The organism is Nocardia exalbida NBRC 100660, from assembly GCF_000308575.1.
In the GTDB taxonomy this organism is placed as follows: Bacteria; Actinomycetota; Actinomycetes; order Mycobacteriales; family Mycobacteriaceae; genus Nocardia; species Nocardia exalbida.
In genome coordinates this window covers 42,030-60,492 of record NZ_BAFZ01000007.1, presented here as the reverse complement: position 1 = coordinate 60,492, position 18,463 = coordinate 42,030, and the positions used below count along the sequence as shown (strand labels likewise).

The following is an 18,463-nucleotide window of genomic DNA, read 5'->3' as shown; positions in this document are numbered from 1 at the left end:
CGAGCGCAGTTCCCCCCTGTCATGTGAGGAAAATCACGCGAGGTCTCGATTACATCGACCAGCCGGTCAGCGGCAAATTCTCAGCCGGTGATCAGCGCCCGCAGAGATGTCCGCAATCCGCCATCGACTCTCCGGGAAAGACCTCATTCGTGCTGGTCAACTGCCCAACTACGACGACAGGAGGGCAACAGCTGCATGCATGCCGAGAATTCGCCAACCGGTGGATGCGCAACACCATCGCAGGCAATATGCTGTCCCTAACAAACCTGCCGACTGTTTCGGCACCCGTATCCGAACTTTTCGGCCTGATAAGCCTGGAAATTCCGGACTGATTCTGATAGCAAGGGGCTATGGACCCGCATTTGCGCGACCTGCGGTATTTCGTCGCCGTCGCTGAGGAACTGCACTTCACCAACGCCGCTCAGCGGCTGCACATCGCTCAACCCACCCTGTCGCGTCAGATCCGTCAGCTGGAACGTCAGCTCGACGTGGTCCTGTTCGACCGCAACCAGCGCAGTGTCGCACTGACCGTCGCGGGCAAGGAATTGCTCGAAGGCGCCCGCAAGATCTTGGAGCTGTGGGAGGTCACCAACGTCTCGCTCCAAGAGGCGGGCGAGGTGTTGCGCGTCGGCATCCAATCCGCACTGGGTCGCGGTCTGCTCAGCGATCTGGAGAGCGCGAGCGGGCATCGCCTCGCACTGCACGCCGCTTCATGGACCGATCCCTCCAGCGGGCTCGCCGGACGCCAGGCCGACCTCGCTCTGGTCTGGCTGCCGCTGCCGGACCAGAGCCGCTATCGCTGGCAGGTGCTGCGCACCGAACCGCGGTGGGTACTGCTGCCGGAGAACCACCCGCTGGCCGTCTCGGAGACCATCGAGTTCGCCGATCTGCTCGACGAACCGTTCGTCGCGCTGCCCACCGAAGCCGGTGCGGTGCGCGATTTCTGGCTCGGCAACGACGGACGCGCCGGCCGTCCGCCGAAGATCGGCGCCGAGGCCGCGACCGCCGAGGACAAGCTGGAGGCCGTGAGCCTCGGCCTCGGCGTGTGCCTGCTCGCCGAGAACAACGTGCCGATGTACCGCTGGCCGGGGCTGACCGCGCGTCCCGTGTCGGGGCTCGCACCGTGCGAGCTGGCCGTGGCGTGGCGGGCCGACGACAACCGGCCGACCATCCTCGAGTTCGCGGGCCGGGCCGTCGAGGGCGGATTCGCCGCGCAGCAATCGCCGGTCAGCGTCTGAATCGGCCCGCCGTGGTCGCAGGCGCCGTGCGCTGCCACGGATAGTGGGCCTCCAATTGCGCGGCCAGCCGTAGCAGGGTGGATTCGCTGCCCGGCGGTCCAGCGAGCTGGGCCGCCACCGGCGTACCCGACCGGGGATGCTCGCCCATGGGGACGGATGCGGCCGGCCAGCCGACCAGATTCCACAGCGGGGTGAAGGGGGCCAACCGCGCGCCCGCGAGCAGCGTGGCCGGCCGATTGCGGAAATGCCAGGCCCGCACCGGGGGCGGCGGGGCGGCGAGCGTGGGAGTGATCACCACGTCGTAATGCTCGAAGAACTCCAGTAGTCGCGCCTCGACCCGGTCGATCTGGGCGGGCCGCGCGAGCCGTAAGCGATGCACCGTCCGGCCCAGGGCCAGTCGGTGCCGCGCTCTCCGGGATAGCTGGTCGGGCTCGGGTAGCGCGGGAGCATCGCGTGCACCGAGGGCCAGCCAGCGTAGGGATGCCGCGAACAGCGCGTTTCCGTACGGTAGCGCGGTCGGTTCGACCAGATGGCCTGCCGCCGCGGCCAGCGAGGCCGCTCTGCGGGCCGCGGCCGTCCAGTGCCGGTCGACGCGCGTCAGCCGAGAAGGTGGATCCACGGCCAGTCCGATCCGTAGTCGGGCGGGTGGATCCACCTCGGCTAGGTCCGGCCGCGCCGCCAGCACCGACAGCGCCAGCGCGGCGTCGTCCACGCTCGTCGCGAGGACACCGCTTTCGACCAATCCGGACCAAGCGCCCGCACCGGGGACGGTGTACTGCCCGGGCTTGATCCCGAAGACGCCGCAGCACGCGGCGGCGACCCGCACCGCGCCCAAGCCGTCGCAGCCGTGCGCCACCGGGACCAGCCCGGCCGCGACGGCGGCGCCTGCCGCGCTTCCCGCGTTGCGTGCGGGGTTCCACGGATTGCGGACGACCGGTTCCGTGCCCGCGCTGGTCACCCATCGGCTCAGCTCGGGCGCCGTCACGAGGCCCACGATCACCGCGCCCGCGGCACGCAGCCTGGCCACCACCGGATGATCCGCGGCGGCCGCCGGGCCCCACGGCACCGGCTCGCCCGCGATCGGGAGGCCGTGTTCGACCGCGACCGGGACACCGGCCAGCGGTAGTACGTCGAGGTCGTCGCGCTCCATCAGGCCGACCGACTCGGCCATCGCCTGTTCGGCCCGGACCACGCTGAAAGCGCTGTGTTCGCGGTCCGCCGCCGAGATCCGGGTCCCGGCATCCGCGGCCACCTGGCCGGGGTGCAGCAGGCCGTCTCGCACGCACGCCGCGATCGTCGCGGCCGGACCGCGTTCGAGACCGGCCTCGGCTTCCCGAGCGCTCTGCGGCCGTACGCCCGCGGCGGGCCCGAGCGGTCGGATGAGGACTGATTCGCTGGTCTTCGCATTCGGAATGGTTGTTCGCGGCGCGGCGCGTCCCGCCGATATCGAGCCGTCCGCCACGATTGCGGCCTCGTCAGACATGTGCTGGTCATCCCCCGTCGCGTCGTTGTCGAAATCGGGTGATCCACTGTCGTGCCGCAAGTTATCATTTCGAATACGGCACGGGGGATGATGGTGTGGGGTGTGGCGGAAATTTCCGGCCATCCGACAACGACCGATGCGGATTCCGCGGCGTCCGCCGAGCCACAAGGTCCGAGCATGAGTGCGAACTCTGGAAGAAGTTCCGATCCCGACACAGGTGTTTCCACCCGTCCGGGGGGTGGCGACCTGTCGCATGCCGAATCCGACGCGGTAGCGGCGTTCTCGGCGGCATGGAAATCGACCCGGCGCCCGCCGACGATCGCCGATTACCTGCCCGACGCCAGCACGTTGCGTCGCGAGGCATTGCTCGAGTTGATCCGCGTCGACTTGCGCCATCGCTGGTTGCGTCGCCCGGTGACGGCCACGAGCACCGTGCCGGAACCGGCCGCGCGGTTGCGTTTGGCCGATTACTGCGCCGAATTCCCCGAACTCGCGTCCGACGATATTCCGGCCGGTCTGGTGTACGAGGAGTTCGTCATCCGCCGCCAGAGCGGCGAGCGAGTGGATCCGCGCGAATGCCTGCGCGAATATCCGCGGCAGGCCGAGCAACTGCGCGAGTTGTTGAACACCGACGACATCGATCAGAGCACCCGCCGCGCGGCTACCGAGGATTCTTCCCGGACCGTGTTGGCGCATACCGGATCGGTCCTCGCCGACACCGCATTGAACCGAACCACCGAGTCTGTTCGTGATTCCGAGGTGACCAGAACGACCGCCGCCGATCTGACGGGCACGGCCACCGCCGCGCCCACGACGATCGGGACCGGGCCGGGCCGCTCCGACCCGCTCGACCGCATCGAGATCGGTCAGCGCATCGATGACTTCGATCTGCTGACCGGTCTGGGCAGCGGCGCGTTCGCCCGGGTCTTCCTGGCCCGGCAACGATCGCTGCAACGGCTGGTCGCGGTCAAGATCTCGCTGGACCACGGCACCGAGCCGCAGACGCTGGCCCAGCTCGACCACGACTACATCGTGCGGGTCTTCGACCAGCGGCTGCTCGACGACGCCGAGGGCGCGGCACGCAGGCTGCGACTGCTCTACATGCAGTTCCTTCCGGGTGGCACTCTGCTGGGCGTGTTGCGCTGGGTGCGCGCCACCCCGCCCGCCGAGCGCAGCGGCCGGCTCCTGCTGGACGCCGTGGACGCGGCCATGGAGGAGAAGGGCGAGATCCGGCCGACCGACTCCAGTGTGCGCGCCGAGATCGCGAAGCTGAGCTGGCCGGAGACGGTGGCCTGGCTGGGTCGCAGGCTGGCCGAGGCGCTCGACTACGCCTCCACGCACGGCGTGCTACACCGCGACGTGAAACCGGCCAACGTCCTGCTCACCGCCGAGGGCGTGCCGAAGCTGGCCGACTTCAACATCAGCTTCAGCCGCAACGTGGAGGGCACCAGCCCGGTGGCCTACTTCGGCGGCTCACTGGCCTACATGTCGCCGGAACAGCTGGAGGCCTGCCACCCCAGCTTCGGCCGCAGCGCCGCCGACCTGGACACCCGTGCCGACATCTACTCACTGGGCGTGGTGCTCTGGGAGTTGCTCACCGGCGCGAAGCCGTTCGACGACCGGACGGCGGGCGCGGGCAACCAAGGCGACGACACCACGCTGGAGGCCATGCTGGAGCGGCGCAGCGCCGGCGTGAACGATGCCGCGCTGGAGCGGATCCCGGCCGACTGCCCCGCCGCCTTGTGCCGCGTACTGCGGACCTGCCTCGCTCCGGACCGGGCCGACCGCTGGTCCAGTGGCACCATCCTGGCCAGGCAGCTCGAGATGTGCCAGGACGCGCGCGCCCGTGAGCTGGTCGACCCGGCGCCGAACAGCTGGCGGCGGCGGCTGCGCCCGCACATCGTCCCGGTGGCGCTGACGGCGATGGCGCTGCCGAACGTGCTCGCCTCGCTGTACAACATTCAGCACAATCAACACCTGATCATCAGCCGGATGACCGAGGAAGCCCAGCAGACCTTCCTCATCATCACCGGCGCCGTGAACGCCGTCTTCTTCCCGACCGGCATCGCGCTCGTGCTGTACATGGCGAGATATGTGCTGACTGTGCCGCGTGGCCTGCGCAAAGGGCGACGATACGACCCCGAGACCCTGCGGCGTGCCAGACGCGACGCGCTGCTGATGGGCGACCGAGCCGTCGCCGTGGCCTTCTCGCTGTGGGTGCTGGCCGGACCGATCTTCCTGATCGCACTACAGGTGTCGACCGGAGAGATATCGGCACGCTATGTGGTGCACTTCTTGTCGTCGCTGGTGGTGTGCGGTGCGATGGCGGTCGCATATCCCTTCTTCCTGCTGACCTTCTACATGGTGCGGTGCGTCTACCCGCTGTTCCTCCGGCACGGGGACATCAGCCCGGAGGACGCGGTGTGGCTGCGCGGCCTGGACCGGCGCTGCAACGGCTACCTCGCGGTGGCCGCCTCGGTGCCGCTGCTCGCGGTCGCCGGGGTGACCTTCCTGCCCCCCTCCGACATCCCGTCGGTCATCTTCGCGGTCCGGCTGCTGTGCGTGGGCGGCATAATCGCGTTCGTGGGGACCTATCTGATCTTCCGTGCGCTGGAAGCGGATCTGCGGGCGCTGGAGCGGGTGGTCGATCCCGAATCCGCCGTAACGGGGTCCTCGGAGGGCAGGTCCGCCCGAGCGAACAAGACCGCCGCGGAGACCGCCGCGTGAGCTTGCCCCGCACCCATGCCGTCGCCCGGTTCTCCGCCGACTGGCAGCGCAGCGTCCACGGCGACCGGTTGCCACCGCAGATCCGCGACTACGTACCCGACGGCACGCAGGTTCGCTTGGCGGTGCTCGTCGACCTGATCCGGGTGGATCTGCGGCGGCGCTGGGAAAACGAGGGGCTCGGCAAACGGATCGCGGAGTACCGCGAGGAATTCCCCGAAATGGCGGACAGCCCGGAACTGGTCGATCTGCTGTGCGAAGAATTCCTGGCGCGCCGTGAACTCGGATCGCTGCCGCTGGAGGACTTCCTCGCCGAATACCCGGAGTTCGCGGGCGCGATCGGCGAACGTCTCGCCGATTTCGCCGACGACGCGGGGACGAACGCCGAATCGAGCGAAGCCGTCGCCGCGCTGGCCGACCTCGCGCCCGGTCTGCGAATCGACGACTTCGATCTGATCACCGATCTGGGCGCCGGGCTGCTCGGCCGCGTCTTCCTGGCCAGGCAGCGTTCCATGCAGCGGCTGGTCGCCGTCCGGTTCTCGGCGGGCCGGGCGGCCGCCCCGCGCACGATGGCCCAACTCGACCACGCCCACATCGTGCGCGTCTTCGACCAGCGGGTGCTCAGCGCCGACGCCGCACGCACGCTGACGGTCGCCGGTGCGCCCGCGAACGGCGGCCACGCCATCGCAGGCACAGCCGACGCGGATGCGACTCGCGCAGCGCCACGGCCCGCCCGCCACCTCGCGCTCGCGGATTCGGACGCCACGGTCGCAGCCCCACCGGGCCAACCCGGCGACGATGACACGGTCGCGCATACCAGCGCTCCCCACACCCGCCCAGCCGACGCGGTTCACATCCGACAGTCCACAGACGACGCGACGATCGCCCAGCCCCACACCCAACCGGCCGACGCGACACACAGCCGACGATCCGCCGCGAACGACGCGACGATCGCCGCGGCGGCCGATGCGTCCACCGCGCGCGAAGACAGTGACGACACCACAGTCGCCGGTACTCGCCGCCCACGCCGCGACGGTGCGCCGATCTCCGAGCACGCTGCCGGGCGACCCCCCGGATCCGGTGAGGGCACCGCGGTTCTCGCCGCTCCGGACGCGACGGTGGTCGACCGATCGATCGATCCGGACGCGACCGTCGCGGGCCCGCCGGCCCACACCGGCCCCGCGCCCGGCCGGGCGCCGTTCGTACCGGACTCCCCCGCGACCGTCCCCCCGCGCCTGGTCTACATGCAGTACCTCCCGGGCGGCACGGCGGTCGGTCTCCTCGAGCAACGCCGTCGCGGCTCGGTGACCGAGGGTGGCGCACTGCTGCTGCGCGCGCTGGACACCGCCATGGAGGCCAAGGGCGAGATCCGGCCGTCGGATTCCAGCGTTCGTGCCGAGATCGCCCGCTTGACCTGGCCGGAGACCGTGGCGTGGGTGGGCAGGCGGTTGGCCGATGCCCTGGACTACGCCGAGCACCACGGCGTGCTGCACCACGACATCAAACCGGCGAACGTGCTGTTCACCGCGGAGGGCATCCCGAAGCTGGCCGACTTCGCTCTCGGTGAGGCGGCCCGCGCTTCGGCGCCGCACGGTCCCGGCGCGACCGGCGCCCTGGCCTACCGCTCCCCGGAGCAGCTGGCCGCTTACCTCGATCCCGACGCGCCCGCCCCCGGCAACGGCAGCGACGTGTACTCCCTCGGCGTGCTGCTGTGGGAGATGCTCACGGGCGCTGTTCCGTTCGACGATCCACCGATCACCGAGGACGGCCCCGCCACCGAGACGTACGCGGCGATGCTCGCGGTGCGCCGCCGCGGCGTCTCGGCGGAGGCGCTCGCGCGCCTGCCGGAAGACACCCCCGCCGCGCTGCGCCGCGTGCTGCTGGAATGCCTGCACGCCGATCCGGAGCGCCGCTGGCGCGGCGGCGCGGAACTCGCGGGCCAGCTCGACCTGTGCCTGGACGCCCGCGCTCGCGACCTGGTCGATCCCCCGCCCGACAGCCTCGCCCACCGAGCCCGCGCATGGCTGCTCCCGGTCGCGGCGCTGTGCGTCGGCGTGCCGAACGTGCTGGCCAGCTTCTACAACATCCGGCTGAACCAGAGTCTGATCATCGACCGGATGTCGGCCGCGGACCAGGAGAAGTTCGCGGCGGTGGGATTGATCAACAATCTCGTCGCGTTCCCGGTCGCCGCACTGCTGCTGCTGTTCATGACCCGGCGGCCGCTCACCATCGCGTACCGCCTCGGCCGCGGCTCCGGGTATTCCGCCCGCACGCTCGCGAAAGCGCGCCGCGACACCTTGCTGATGGGCGACTGGGCGGTGTGGATACCCTTCGGCTTCTGGCTGGTCGCGGGCATCATCTGGCCGCTGGGACTGGCCTCCTCCGGCGTCGCGCTGCCGCGCGGCACCTTCCTGCATTTCTTCGCGGCGCAAGTGGTGTGCGCGGCGATCGCGCTGGCCTATCCGTTCTTTCCGATCATGGTCTACGCGGTGCGCTCGATCTATCCACAACTTCTGGTGCGCGGCGGTATCGGTCGCGACGACGAACGTCAGCTGCGCGCACTGGCCAGGCGCGGCAGTCTCTATCTCGGTGTGGCGGCGTCGGTTCCGCTGCTGGGCGTGGCGAGCGCGACCTTCGTCGAGGCCACCGACCTGGAACTGGTGATCGTTCCGGTGCGCGTGCTGAGCGTGGGTGGCATCCTGGCATTCGTGCTGACCTATCGGCTCTTCCGGCTCCTCGAAGCGGACCTGCTCGCGCTGGCCAGGGCGATCCCCCAGCGTCCGCGATGACCACACCGCGCCCGCTCGGGCAACTGGTGAGCCTCTCGCACGTCCACGATCCGGTCACCACCCCGCTGTACCCGGGCGATCCGGAATTCCGCGCCGACGTGGTGGCCACGATCGTGGACGACGGCTACTACCTGCGCTATATCCAGCAGGGCGAACACACTGGAACCCATTGGGGCGCACCGGTTCATTTCCGTGCCGACGGGCTGGCCGCGCACGAACTGGAACTGGACGATCTGCTGTTGCCCGCGGTGCGGATCGATGTCCGGCAACGCTGCGCGAACGATCGCGACTACGCGATCAAAGTCGGCGACCTGACGCGGTGGGAAGCCGAACACGGCCGGATTCCGGACGGCGCGGCGATAATCGCCTGGACCGGCTGGGACGCCAAGTGGGGAACGCCGGAATTCGTCGGCACGGGCGAATCCGCCGGTCGGCAACCAGGTTTCGCGGTGGAGACGGTGAAATGGCTGCTGCGCGGCGGCAGGCTCGGCCGCCGTGGCGCGCTCGGCATCGACACGTTCGGGCCCGACGTGGGCGCCGACGAGACGTACGCGGTGTCCAAGCTGCTCTACGGCGAGCACCGGATCAGCTTGGAATGCTTGGCGAACCTGGCCGCGCTGCCCGCGACCGGGGCGTGGGTGCTGGTCGGCGGACCGCTTTACCGCGGCGGTTCCGGTTCTCCGGCAACGATCTTCGGCATCCTGCCCGAGTGAGTCTCAGCCGCCGTAGACCTTCGGGTCCAGGGTGCCGATGTAGGGCAGGTCGCGGTAGCGCTCCGCGTAGTCGAGGCCGTAGCCAACGACGAATTCGTTCGGGATGTCGAAGCCGACGTGCGCGACCTCCACTGGCGTGCGTAGCGCGTCGGGCTTGCGTAGCAGGGTGACCACCTCTAGCGACGCCGGATTGCGGGTGGACAGGTTGCGCTTGAGCCAGGACAGCGTGAGCCCGGAGTCGATGATGTCCTCGACGATCAGGACGTTGCGGCCCGCGATGTCCTTGTCCAGGTCCTTCATGATGCGCACCACGCCGGAGGACGAGGTCGACGACCCGTAGGACGAGACGGCCATGAACTCCATCTGGGTCGGAATGGGCAGGGCCTTGGCCAGGTCGGTCATGAAGAAGATGGCGCCCTTGAGCACACCCACCAGCAGCAGATCGCCCTCGGGAGCATCGGGCGGATACCGCTTGGCGATGAGTTCGGCCAGCTCCTGGGTCTTGGCGGCGATCTGTTCCTCGGTGATCAGCACCGACGCGATGTCGTCCCCGTACACGTCAGCCGGATTCCCTTCCGTGGTGATGAGCCCGTTGGGCCGGTTGGGTCTGCTTCATCGGTCCGATGCCATCCTCGCCCAGCCGCAGTGTCAGCCTGCCACGTTCGCGCCCGGCGACCAACCTGCAATCCGGCCGCCCTCCACCGACCGCCACGCCGCCCTGCCCGCGCCAAGCCGTAACCAGTTCGTCGACTGCCTGTAAATGCTTGGTGGTCAGGGCTTTCGCCCCGTTGTCGAGCAGCCATGCCCGAATTGCCCGTTTACGGAGGGCCGCGGGCGCAGTGGCGAGGGTCTCGATCACCAGTGACGGCCCATCACTCGCGGTGTGCCGCAGCTCGGCGGCGAGCGCGTCCAGGACGGCGCCGTCCTCCCGCAACTGCTCGGCCGTGCGTGCCAGCGCGGGAGCCACCCCGCCGCCGAGAATCCGCTCCAGCAGCGGCAACGCCTCGGTGCGCAGCCGGACCCTGGTGAACTCCGGCGCCGCGTTGTGCGGATCGTCGTGCGGCGTCACGCCCAGGTCGGCGCACATCTGCCGGGTGGTCTCCCGGCGCACGCCGAGCAACGGCCGCCCCCACGGCTCGGCGCAGGCGGCCATCCCTTGGATCGAGCGGCCACCCGAGCCTCGCGCGAGCCCGAGCAGCACCGTTTCGGCCTGGTCGTCGAGGGTGTGCCCGAGCAGCACCGGCAGGTCCGCGCGCGCCGAGTCCAGCGCGGCATAGCGGGCCCGGCGGGCGGCGGCTTCCACACCGCCCTCGGTGCCGACCTCGACCGTGAGCACGCGGGCGGACCGGCAACCCATGGCCAAGGCTCGAGCCGCCGCCGTGGCGGCGACGGCCTCGGAACCGGGTTGTAAGCGATGATCGACCACCAGAGCGTCGACCGCGTTCGTCTCGACCACCGCCGCCGCGGTGAGTGCCAGCGAATCCGCGCCACCGGACAAGGCGACCGCGACTGCCTGTTCCTCGGTCTCGCGCGGCCGGTAAACGCTCAGCCAGTCGCGGACCGCCCTGCGGACGGCGAGTACGGCCGCGGTCTCGGGCAGCCGCCGGGGAGTGCCCGCAGCGGGCGCTCGCCCGGGACCGTCCGGCCCGAAGCGCCCGGGTGTCGTTCCTGGCGCACGCCCCATGGGCGCAGCCTACCGGCCTACCGCGACCGGCGATCCATCGCAGTGGCCCTGCTCGCTCAGGCCAGCACGCGCTCGATCCAGCGCTGCGGATGCTCGATCTCGTCGGTGCGCGGCAGCGTGTCGGCATCGGTCCACACCGTGTTGAACCGCGTCATCCCGACGGTGCCGACCACCTCGTCGACGAACTTCTTGCCGCGCACGTATTGGGCGACCTTCGCGTCCACGCCGAGCAGGGCGCGCAGGAGGCGTTGCACCGGGTTGGTCGGACGCCTGCGCCGCTGGTCGAACGCGGTGCGGATCTGCTCGACCGACGGGACCACCGCCGGGCCGACCGCGTCCATGACGTGGTCGGCGTGCCCTTCCAGCAGGGTGCCGAGCATGAGCAGCCGGTCAAGCGCCGCGCGCTGCGGCGGCGCCTGGGTGGCGCGCAGCAGGCCGACCACACCGCGCGCGGCCGGGTCGTCGGAGGCGGCCCCGCGACGACGGTCGCGCACCTCGTCGACCAGCCGGGACAGCATCTCGCTCACCGGCTCCTCGGCGACCTCGCCGAGGACCTCGACGTTGGCGCGCATGTAGTCACCGAGCCAGGGCGCGGAGGAGAACTGCACCCGGTGGGTCACCTCGTGCAGGCAGACCCAGAGCCGGAAGTCGCTCGGCGACACCCCGAGAGCTCGTTCGACGGCCACGATATTCGGCGCGACCAGCAGCAAGGTGCCGTCGGACCCCGTGAACGGATCGTATTGACCGAGAATCGCCGTGGACAGGAAGGCGAGCATCGCGCCCGCCTGCACACCCGCGGGTTTGCCCGCGAGGAGTTTGCGGTCCGGCCCGGCCGCACCCGTCCCGGTGAGCTGGGCCATCGAGTCGGCGGCGGCCGTGATCCACCCCGGCCGGTCGACGATCCTGGCCGAAGGGACCGGCCGGTCGTCCAGCAGTCCGCTGACCTCACGTACCGGCGCCTCCGCCCGCACCGAGGAATCGGCGAGTTCGGCGACCACCTGTTCGGCGGAGTAGCGCGACGTGCGCGGACCCGCCGGAACCAGAGCGGAGCCGGTTTTCGCGGCCAAGCGCCAATCGACCACGCCGGACAGACCCGAGCGGCCCTTTCGCCGCTCGACCGCACCAGCGGAGCCGAATTCAGCTGCCTCGGAACCTTGCTGGGTCATGATCAACCACCCGTCAGGAGCATCCACAATTTCGCAGCGTGCCTGCGATCGCGTCCAACGCGGGCCTGCTCACCTCCGGCGGTCGATCGTTCGACATCAAAGCGAAGGTCAGCACCCGCCCATCGGCGTCCAGCACATACCCGACCAACGCGCTGGACACCGACAGAGTTCCGGTCTTGGCCCGCACCCAGCCCGCGCCCTGACGGTCCCGGGCGACGTAACGGCTGGTCAGTGAGCCCGTGGCACCCGCGACCGGCAGATCGTCGAGCATCGGCGCCAAGGTGGCCGCGACCCGGTCGTTCTCCGGCTGGGCCTTGGTACCGGCCGGTTTCACCGCCGTGGCGCCGGTGGGCTCGGCCGCGCTCGCCACGACCCGGTCGAGCAACCGCGCGGGAATCCGGTCGTCCACCGAAAGCCCGCTGCTGTCGTGCATATCCAGGCCGGACAGATCGAAACCGGCCTTGCTCAGCGCCGCGCGCACCGCGGTGGCACCGCCGGTGAACGACGCCTCGCCGCCGGTGGCCGTGGAGATCTCCCGTCCGATCGCCTCGGCGAGCACGTTGTCGGAGTAGACCATCATGTCGCGCAGCCGGTCGCGCAGCGGCGCCGAGCGCACGGAGGCGATCTCGGCCGCACCGGCGGGCGCGGTGCCCGCGCGTACCTTGGCCGGGTCCAACCCCAGATCGGCGGCCAAGCGCCGCCCAGCGTCGAGAGCGGGCGTCGCGGTGCGCGGCGAGTACTCGACGAGCGGTTGCAGGCGGCCGCCGTCGATCATCACCGGCTCGATCGGGGCAATGGAGCCCTCGGGGATGTCCACCGGGTCCCAGCCCTGCGCCATGGTGGGGCCGGTATAGGCGGAGGTGTCGACGACGATCGTGTCCACCGCGCGCCCGGCCGACTTGATCTGGGTGACCAGGTCGGACAGCCGCGGTCCGTTCGGGTAGTACCCCTTGCCGTCCGGTTGCGCGGTGAGCGTCGGGTCGCCGCCGCCGACCAGTACCAGTTCGTTCGGCGCAGCACCCGCGACGACCTTCGTGATCAGCCGATGCTCGCCGGGCAGCGTGAGCAGCGCCGCCGCGCTGGTGAGGATCTTCGCGGTGGACGACGGGATCATCGGCCGGTTCGCGTCGCCGCTCCACAGCACCATTCCGCTGTCGGCGTCGGTCACCTGGCCCGCGAACGCCCCGAGGTCCGGATTGGCGATCACCGGGGCGAGCGCGGCGGCGATCCCCGCCGGGGTCGGCGCGGAATCGGTGGACCGGGCGGGACCGACCTGCGGAGACGGCTCGACCGGAGCGGGCGGGTCGGCGATGGTGAGGCCACCGTGCCGGAACTCGTCGGTCCACGGCCGCACCGCGAGCAGTGCCACGGCGGCGACGACGATCAGGACGACCACCGTGCTCGAGATCCAGATCCACCTGTTGCGGCGCCGCCGGGCGGCCAGCCCACCGATGTTCTCGTTGCCACCAAACACGTCGCCGCCGCTCTCCTGACCGATTCCCGCAGCAGCCGCCTGCCGCACCCATATCCGCGACGCCCACACTATCCTCGTTGCGCAACCGTTCCCCTGAACAACCTGGCGAGTCGGCGCACTCCGCAGCGGCCGAGTCGGCAGTCGCCGAAAAGCAGCCGAGTCGCCGAGCTCGGCACCGATGCACGAAGGAGATGGCGTGGAGTTCGACGTCACTATCGAGATCCCCAAGGGTTCCCGGAACAAGTACGAAGTCGATCACGAGACCGGCCGGGTCCGGCTCGACCGGTTCCTGTACACGTCCATGGTCTATCCCGCCGACTACGGCTACATCGAGAACACCCTCGGCGAGGACGGTGACCCGCTGGACGCCCTGGTCCTGCTGCCCGATTCGGTGTTCCCCGGCGTGATCGTGGAAGCCCGTCCGGTCGCCATGTACAAGATGACCGACGAGGCGGGCGGCGACGACAAGATCCTGTGCGTGCCCGCGGGCGACCCGCGCTGGGACCACATCCAGGATCTGAAGGATGTGCCGGAGTTCGAACTGGCCGCGATCAAGCACTTCTTCGAGCGCTACAAGGACCTGGAGCCCGGCAAGTTCGTCAAGGGCTCGGAGTGGGTCGGACGGGCCGAGGCCGAGGCCGAGGTGGAGGCGTCCATCCAGCGCCTGAAGGACCAGGGCGGGCACTGAAAGCCCTCGCGCACAACGAAAGCGGGGAGTCCGGTAGGCACGGACTCCCCGCTTTCGTTTTTCCGGGCGCGAAAGATGAAAAGGGGCACCCGGAAACCGGATGCCCCTTCTCGGCGTCAGGTGGCTCAGTAGTAGATGTACAGGTCGTAGCCGTCCCAGGTCTCGATGCACTCCCAGTAGTAGCCGCCGGTGCTGGGCGACTCGCCGTCGGCCCGGCAGGCGTACAGCGTGGCGTAGGTACCGACGTAGGTGCCGCCGTAGGCGACCTCCTGGTAAACCGGCGCGGCCGAGGCCGAAGCAGCCGTCGACACCCCGGCGACGGCGGCGGTGGCCAGCAGACCAGCGGCGAGGAAGGACTTGATACGCATTGTTCTTGCTCCTGAATGCGAGGCGAAATTTCCGACATCCCAAACGATATGGGCGATCGGCGCCTGGCACAGCCACCCCTAGGGTGAGGGCAAGGCAACCCTGAGGCGAATCACCTTGCCCACCCTCGATACCCACCCTTGGGGGCTCGGCACGACGCACTCGCGGAGTACGGGCGCGCCGCGGTTGTCACTGACCGCGGAATTCGGGCGCGCGTTTCTCGAAGACGGCCTTGATCGCCTCGGTGAGATCCTCCGACGGCAGGAACGCGGCGTTCCACGCGGAGACGTAGCGCAGGCCCGCCGCGATCTCGTCCTTGCGCCGCTGATCGAGCACGTCCTTGGCGCCCTGCACCACCAGCGGCGGGTTCGCGGCGATCTCGCGCGCGGTGGCGTGCGCGGCGTCCAGCGCCGCATCCTGGTCCGCGAAGACGTCGTTGACCAGGCCGATCTTCTCCGCGCGCGCGGCGTCGATGTCCTTGGCGGTGTAGGCAAGCTCCCGCAGGTGCCCCTCGCCGATGATGCCGGGCAGCCGGTGCAGCGAGCCGATGTCGGCGACGATCGCGACCTTCGCCTCACGCAAGCTGAACTTGGCATCGGCGCTGGCATAGCGGATGTCGACGGCCGCGATCAGGTCGAGCCCGCCGCCGATGCACCAGCCGGACACCGCGGCGATCACCGGCTTGCGGCAGTCCGCCACCGCCGTGACCGAGGCCTGCATCTTGCGCAGCTCGGTGAGGAAGTCGGTGCGCGGCGCGGCCAGGGCGCGATCTGCCATGAGCGGACCGAACGTGCCGCTCATCGCGGGCAGGTCCAGACCGTAGGAGAAGTGCTTGCCCGAGCCGGTCAACACGATCGCGCGCACCTCGGGGTCGGCGTCGAGCGCCTGGAAGACCTCCGGCAACTCGCGCCAGAAGTCGGGACCCATCGCGTTGCCCTTGCCGGGCCCGATCAACGTCACCTGCGCGACGTGATCCTTGGTTTCGACGGTGAAAGCCTGCCAATCAGTCATTTGTACAGCGTATCGAGACCACGCCGGGCGGGTATCCCGGCCCGCGCGCGCTCGGTGTGCGAGGATTCGCCGCGAAACCTCGCAGCGTGTAAATCCTGTGCAAATTGCGCGGCGGCGCACTGGTTCCCGGTTCGGGATTCAGCGGATCATGGTCGAGTCAGCAAACCTCATTCGCCGGTTTTCGGAGGACACCATGCTGATGCATCGGGGAATCGGCCTCGACCGGTTCAACGGTCTGCCGCGCGGTCGCGCGATTCATGCCCTCTACGAGTGCTGCTGCAGCGTGACGTGGGCCGCGACGCTGGCCGACGCTCGCCCCTATCCGGATCGGGACGCGCTGCTGAGCAAGGCCGATGTCGAACTGCTCGCGCTGTCCCAGCGGGACGTCGATCGCGCCTTCGAAGGGATTGCGCACGACCCGGTCTCGTCACAATGCCTGGCCGAACTGGCACGGGTCACCCGCGAGCGAATCGCCGGGATGCTCGGGCCGGCCGAGGGCTACCCGGAATACTGAACCGGCGGCGCGACTTGCCCGGCGTACCGACGGCAATCGCTCTACCCTGGTGAGATGCGCAGGTCGTCATTGCCACCGGTCGCCTGCCGGGTCGCGGATACCCTCATCTCCCGGGGCCATCACGGTCTCATCGTCGCCCAGCCGGAGCCGACCCACACCGCCGCGGACGCCGCACGGGCCCTCGGCGTAGACGTGGGGGCGATCACGAAATCACTGGTGTTCCTGCTCGACGACGACCCGGTGCTGCTGCTGGTCTCGGGAGCGCACCAAGTCGATCTGGCGAAGACCGGCGCGCGCCTGGACGGGACGCTGAGCCGCGCCCCCGCCGAGATGGTGCGGGAGGTGACCGGTCAGCCCATCGGCGGCGTCGCACCGGTCGGGCATCCGACCAACCTGCCCACCTGGGTGGACAGCGCGCTGGGGCGCCATCGCGAGCTGTGGGCAGCGGGCGGGCATCCGAACACCATCTTCCGCACGTCGTTCCCGGAATTGCTGCGGATCACCGCGGGTCTTCCGATCGATGTCGACTGACTCGACGCCCTCGCGGCGAGTCCGGTGCCCGCACGAGTGCGATCAATGCCACCCGCACCGGCGGGGCGTCCGGGCGTAGTTTCGTGAGGTGACCGACGCACCACGGCCTGAGACGGAACTACAGATCCCCGATGATCTGAGCGGCATCACCGCGGAGCAGTATCGCGCCTCCATGCGCCACTACCCGGCCGGCGTCACCGTCGTCACGCTGACTTCGCCGCAGGGGCCGGTCGGCTTCACCGCGACCTCCTTCGCCTCGCTGTCACTTGACCCGCCGCTGGTGTCGTTCAATATCGCGCACACCTCCTCCAGCCTGTCCGCCATGCTGGACGCCGAGTCCGTCGTCATCCACTTCCTCGGCGAACACCAGCAGCACCTGGCCCACCGGTTCTCCCGGACCGCGGAGGAACGCTTCACCGACCGCGCCCTGTGGACCACCCTGGACACCGGCGAACCGCTCCTGCACGGCACCCCCATCTGGTTGCGTGCCACGGTGCACCAACTGATCCCCATCGGCGACCACACCTTCGTCGTCGGCTTGGTCACCCGGGTCCACGACAACACCGACGAGAAACCCGCCGCCGCGCCACTGCTCTACTACAACGGGCGCTACTACCGACCGATCGCCCTGAGCGACTGACCCGCGCCGCCCACGCCGTGTCCACACCGCCGATTCCGCCCGCGGCTCGCGAGGCGCGACCGCGTGGATCGGGAAGAGCGCGGCTTCAGCCGACCAGACAGGGGGCTGCGCCGGTGGGGGCGGTGGAGGTGAAGGGGCGCGTTTCGGGCGTGGGGTTCCAGACGCCGTTCTCGGCGGCGTAATTCCAGGTGGGGCCCGTTCGCGCGAGGATGGCGATCGCCTCGATCAGGCGGTCCACGTCGGCGGAGGTGGTGCCGAGGCCGATGCTGGCGCGCAGTGCGCCGTTCAAGCCGAGGCGGGCGAGCAGCGGGTGGGCGCAGAAGCGTCCGTCGCGCACACCGATGCCGTGTTCGGCGGAGAGATAGGCGGCGACGTGGCCGGGGGCGAAATCGTCCAGGGTGAAGGCGACGATGCCGACGGCATCAGGGCTGTCGATCCAGATCCGCAGCAGTTGGACGCCGGGAATCGTGGCCAAGCCGTCGCGCAGGCGGTCGGCGAGCCGGTGTTCGTGCGCGGCAAGGGTTTCGGCATCGATCCCGCTGAGCGCGTCACAAGCCGCGGCCAGTGCGGCGGCGCCGAGCACGTTCGGCGAGCCTGCTTCGTGCCGCTGCGGAGCGGACGCCCATTCGACCGCGTCGCTGCGTACCTCGCGCACCGCGCCGCCGCCCGCGAGGTAGGGCTGCGCCGCGTCGAGCCAATCCCGCTTGCCCACCAGCACACCGGCGCCGAACGGCGCGTAGAGCTTGTGCCCGGAGAACGCCAGGTAGTCGATCGCGGTGTCCCGCAGGCTGATCCGCCGATGCGGCGCCAACTGGGCGGCGTCGACCAAGATCCGGGCGCCGCACTGATGCGCGATGGTGGCCAGCCGTTCCAGCGGAAGCACCTCGCCGGTCACGTTCGACGCGCCGGTCACCGCGAGCAACGCGGCCGGCTTGCTGCACAGTTCGGCGACCAGCCTGCCGATGGTCTCTTCGACCGTGTCGGCGGCCTGCACGACGCGCCTGCCCCGCTTGGTCCACGGCAGGAAGTTGGCGTGATGCTCGACGTCGAGCACCACGGTGTCCCCCGGAACACAGGAGGCCAGCAGGTTCAGCGAGTCGGTGGTGTTGCGGGTGAAGACCACCACCTGATCGTCGGCGGCGTCGAGGAACCGGGACACCGATCCGCGAGCGGCTTCGTAGCACTCGGTGGAGATCCGGGAGGCGTAGCCCGCGCCGCGGTGCACGCTCGCGTAGTACGGCAGCAACTGCTGCACCCGGTCGGTGACCTGGGCCAACGCGGGCGCACTCGCGGCGTAGTCGAAGTTGGCGTAGGTCGCCGATCCGCCGTGCACCAGCGGCACGCGCAGTTCGTCGCCGGACACCCGGGCGAGTGCGGCACAGGGGTTGTCGACAGCAGTAGTCATCACGTGAATCCCGTCGGCTCAGGGACTCGCGACCGAA

The 18,463-nt window shown here is 69.9% G+C and carries 17 protein-coding genes; 9 read left to right on the top strand and 8 right to left on the bottom strand.

Annotation, left to right across the window (positions count from 1 at the left end; genetic code table 11):
- Positions 1-23 precede the first annotated feature (23 nt).
- Positions 24-332, top strand: coding sequence for a hypothetical protein (locus ON29_RS35560; RefSeq protein ID WP_157172636.1), 309 nt, complete (start codon positions 24-26; stop codon positions 330-332).
- 18 nt (positions 333-350) lie between these two features.
- Positions 351-1,238, top strand: coding sequence for a LysR family transcriptional regulator (locus tag ON29_RS02760; RefSeq protein ID WP_040864525.1), 888 nt, complete (start codon positions 351-353; stop codon positions 1,236-1,238).
- Here the strand turns inward: ON29_RS02760 and ON29_RS02755 are convergent.
- Complete coding sequence (locus ON29_RS02755; RefSeq protein ID WP_083863211.1) at positions 1,228-2,721, bottom strand: amidase family protein; 1,494 nt, start codon at positions 2,719-2,721, stop codon at positions 1,228-1,230. The two genes, ON29_RS02760 and ON29_RS02755, sit on opposite strands and share 11 nt — an antisense overlap.
- Positions 2,722-2,898: 177 nt before the next feature.
- Between ON29_RS02755 and ON29_RS02750 the strand changes: the two genes are divergently transcribed.
- Genes ON29_RS02750 through ON29_RS02740 form a run of 3 tightly spaced genes read left to right on the top strand, consistent with a single transcriptional unit; the run spans position 2,899 to position 8,947 of the window.
- Complete coding sequence (locus tag ON29_RS02750; RefSeq protein WP_083863210.1) at positions 2,899-5,448, top strand: serine/threonine-protein kinase; 2,550 nt, start codon at positions 2,899-2,901, stop codon at positions 5,446-5,448.
- Complete coding sequence (locus ON29_RS33565) at positions 5,445-8,234, top strand: protein kinase domain-containing protein (RefSeq protein ID WP_051174816.1); 2,790 nt, start codon at positions 5,445-5,447, stop codon at positions 8,232-8,234. The genes ON29_RS02750 and ON29_RS33565 overlap by 4 nt, the downstream gene beginning before the upstream one ends.
- On the top strand, positions 8,231-8,947 hold the full coding sequence (locus tag ON29_RS02740) for a cyclase family protein (protein WP_085994822.1): 717 nt from the start codon (positions 8,231-8,233) through the stop codon (positions 8,945-8,947). The genes ON29_RS33565 and ON29_RS02740 overlap by 4 nt, the downstream gene beginning before the upstream one ends.
- 3 nt (positions 8,948-8,950) lie before the next feature.
- Here ON29_RS02740 and hpt read toward each other — a convergent pair whose 3' ends face one another.
- Genes hpt through dacB form a run of 4 tightly spaced genes read right to left on the bottom strand, consistent with a single transcriptional unit; the run spans position 8,951 to position 13,250 of the window.
- Positions 8,951-9,505, bottom strand: a complete 555-nt coding sequence (gene hpt, locus ON29_RS02735; protein ID WP_040864524.1) for a hypoxanthine phosphoribosyltransferase — start codon at positions 9,503-9,505, stop codon at positions 8,951-8,953.
- Position 9,506: 1 nt separating this feature from the next.
- Positions 9,507-10,631, bottom strand: coding sequence for a tRNA lysidine(34) synthetase TilS (tilS, locus tag ON29_RS02730; protein ID WP_083863197.1), 1,125 nt, complete (start codon positions 10,629-10,631; stop codon positions 9,507-9,509).
- Between the two features lie 56 nt (positions 10,632-10,687).
- On the bottom strand, positions 10,688-11,797 hold the full coding sequence (locus ON29_RS02725; RefSeq protein ID WP_083863196.1) for an Rv3626c family coenzyme F420 biosynthesis-associated protein: 1,110 nt from the start codon (positions 11,795-11,797) through the stop codon (positions 10,688-10,690).
- Between the two features lie 13 nt (positions 11,798-11,810).
- The gene (gene dacB / locus ON29_RS02720; RefSeq protein ID WP_040864656.1) at positions 11,811-13,250 is read right to left on the bottom strand and encodes a D-alanyl-D-alanine carboxypeptidase/D-alanyl-D-alanine endopeptidase; all 1,440 of its coding nucleotides are present in this window, start codon (positions 13,248-13,250) and stop codon (positions 11,811-11,813) included.
- A gap of 217 nt (positions 13,251-13,467) precedes the next feature.
- On the opposite strand from dacB, the gene ON29_RS02715 reads away from it, so the two are divergent.
- Positions 13,468-13,959: an inorganic diphosphatase gene (locus tag ON29_RS02715; protein ID WP_040864523.1), complete on the top strand. Its 492-nt coding sequence runs from the start codon at positions 13,468-13,470 to the stop codon at positions 13,957-13,959.
- Positions 13,960-14,084: 125 nt separating this feature from the next.
- On the opposite strand, the gene ON29_RS02710 is transcribed toward ON29_RS02715, so the two are convergent.
- Both ON29_RS02710 and ON29_RS02705 read right to left on the bottom strand, forming a co-directional pair.
- Positions 14,085-14,327, bottom strand: a complete 243-nt coding sequence (locus tag ON29_RS02710) for a hypothetical protein (RefSeq protein WP_040864522.1) — start codon at positions 14,325-14,327, stop codon at positions 14,085-14,087.
- Between the two features lie 187 nt (positions 14,328-14,514).
- Positions 14,515-15,336: a crotonase/enoyl-CoA hydratase family protein gene (locus ON29_RS02705; RefSeq protein WP_040864521.1), complete on the bottom strand. Its 822-nt coding sequence runs from the start codon at positions 15,334-15,336 to the stop codon at positions 14,515-14,517.
- Positions 15,337-15,529: 193 nt separating this feature from the next.
- Between ON29_RS02705 and ON29_RS02700 the strand changes: the two genes are divergently transcribed.
- The 3 genes from ON29_RS02700 (at position 15,530) to ON29_RS02690 (ending at position 17,021) form a co-directional block, all read left to right on the top strand.
- Positions 15,530-15,850: a 2-oxo-4-hydroxy-4-carboxy-5-ureidoimidazoline decarboxylase gene (locus tag ON29_RS02700; protein WP_040864520.1), complete on the top strand. Its 321-nt coding sequence runs from the start codon at positions 15,530-15,532 to the stop codon at positions 15,848-15,850.
- 54 nt (positions 15,851-15,904) lie between these two features.
- On the top strand, positions 15,905-16,381 hold the full coding sequence (locus ON29_RS02695; RefSeq protein ID WP_040864519.1) for a YbaK/EbsC family protein: 477 nt from the start codon (positions 15,905-15,907) through the stop codon (positions 16,379-16,381).
- Positions 16,382-16,469: 88 nt separating this feature from the next.
- Positions 16,470-17,021: a flavin reductase family protein gene (locus tag ON29_RS02690; protein ID WP_040864518.1), complete on the top strand. Its 552-nt coding sequence runs from the start codon at positions 16,470-16,472 to the stop codon at positions 17,019-17,021.
- Between the two features lie 85 nt (positions 17,022-17,106).
- On the opposite strand, the gene ON29_RS02685 is transcribed toward ON29_RS02690, so the two are convergent.
- Positions 17,107-18,426: an aminotransferase class V-fold PLP-dependent enzyme gene (locus tag ON29_RS02685; protein WP_040864517.1), complete on the bottom strand. Its 1,320-nt coding sequence runs from the start codon at positions 18,424-18,426 to the stop codon at positions 17,107-17,109.
- Between the last annotated feature and the right edge of the window lie 37 nt (positions 18,427-18,463).

Bases quoted from the DNA above. Each gene is read 5' to 3' on its own strand.
- ON29_RS02760 (WP_040864525.1), top strand. From the start codon at position 351: ATGGACCCGCATTTGCGCGACCTGCGGTATTTCGTCGCCGTCGCTGAG.
- ON29_RS02755 (WP_083863211.1), bottom strand. From the start codon at position 2,721: ATGTCTGACGAGGCCGCAATCGTGGCGGACGGCTCGATATCGGCGGGA.
- ON29_RS02750 (WP_083863210.1), top strand. From the start codon at position 2,899: ATGAGTGCGAACTCTGGAAGAAGTTCCGATCCCGACACAGGTGTTTCC.
- ON29_RS02740 (WP_085994822.1), top strand. From the start codon at position 8,231: ATGACCACACCGCGCCCGCTCGGGCAACTGGTGAGCCTCTCGCACGTC.
- tilS (WP_083863197.1), bottom strand. From the start codon at position 10,631: ATGGGGCGTGCGCCAGGAACGACACCCGGGCGCTTCGGGCCGGACGGT.
- ON29_RS02725 (WP_083863196.1), bottom strand. From the start codon at position 11,797: ATGACCCAGCAAGGTTCCGAGGCAGCTGAATTCGGCTCCGCTGGTGCG.
- ON29_RS02710 (WP_040864522.1), bottom strand. From the start codon at position 14,327: ATGCGTATCAAGTCCTTCCTCGCCGCTGGTCTGCTGGCCACCGCCGCC.
- ON29_RS02705 (WP_040864521.1), bottom strand. From the start codon at position 15,336: ATGACTGATTGGCAGGCTTTCACCGTCGAAACCAAGGATCACGTCGCG.
- ON29_RS02700 (WP_040864520.1), top strand. From the start codon at position 15,530: ATGCTGATGCATCGGGGAATCGGCCTCGACCGGTTCAACGGTCTGCCG.
- ON29_RS02695 (WP_040864519.1), top strand. From the start codon at position 15,905: ATGCGCAGGTCGTCATTGCCACCGGTCGCCTGCCGGGTCGCGGATACC.
- ON29_RS02685 (WP_040864517.1), bottom strand. From the start codon at position 18,426: ATGACTACTGCTGTCGACAACCCCTGTGCCGCACTCGCCCGGGTGTCC.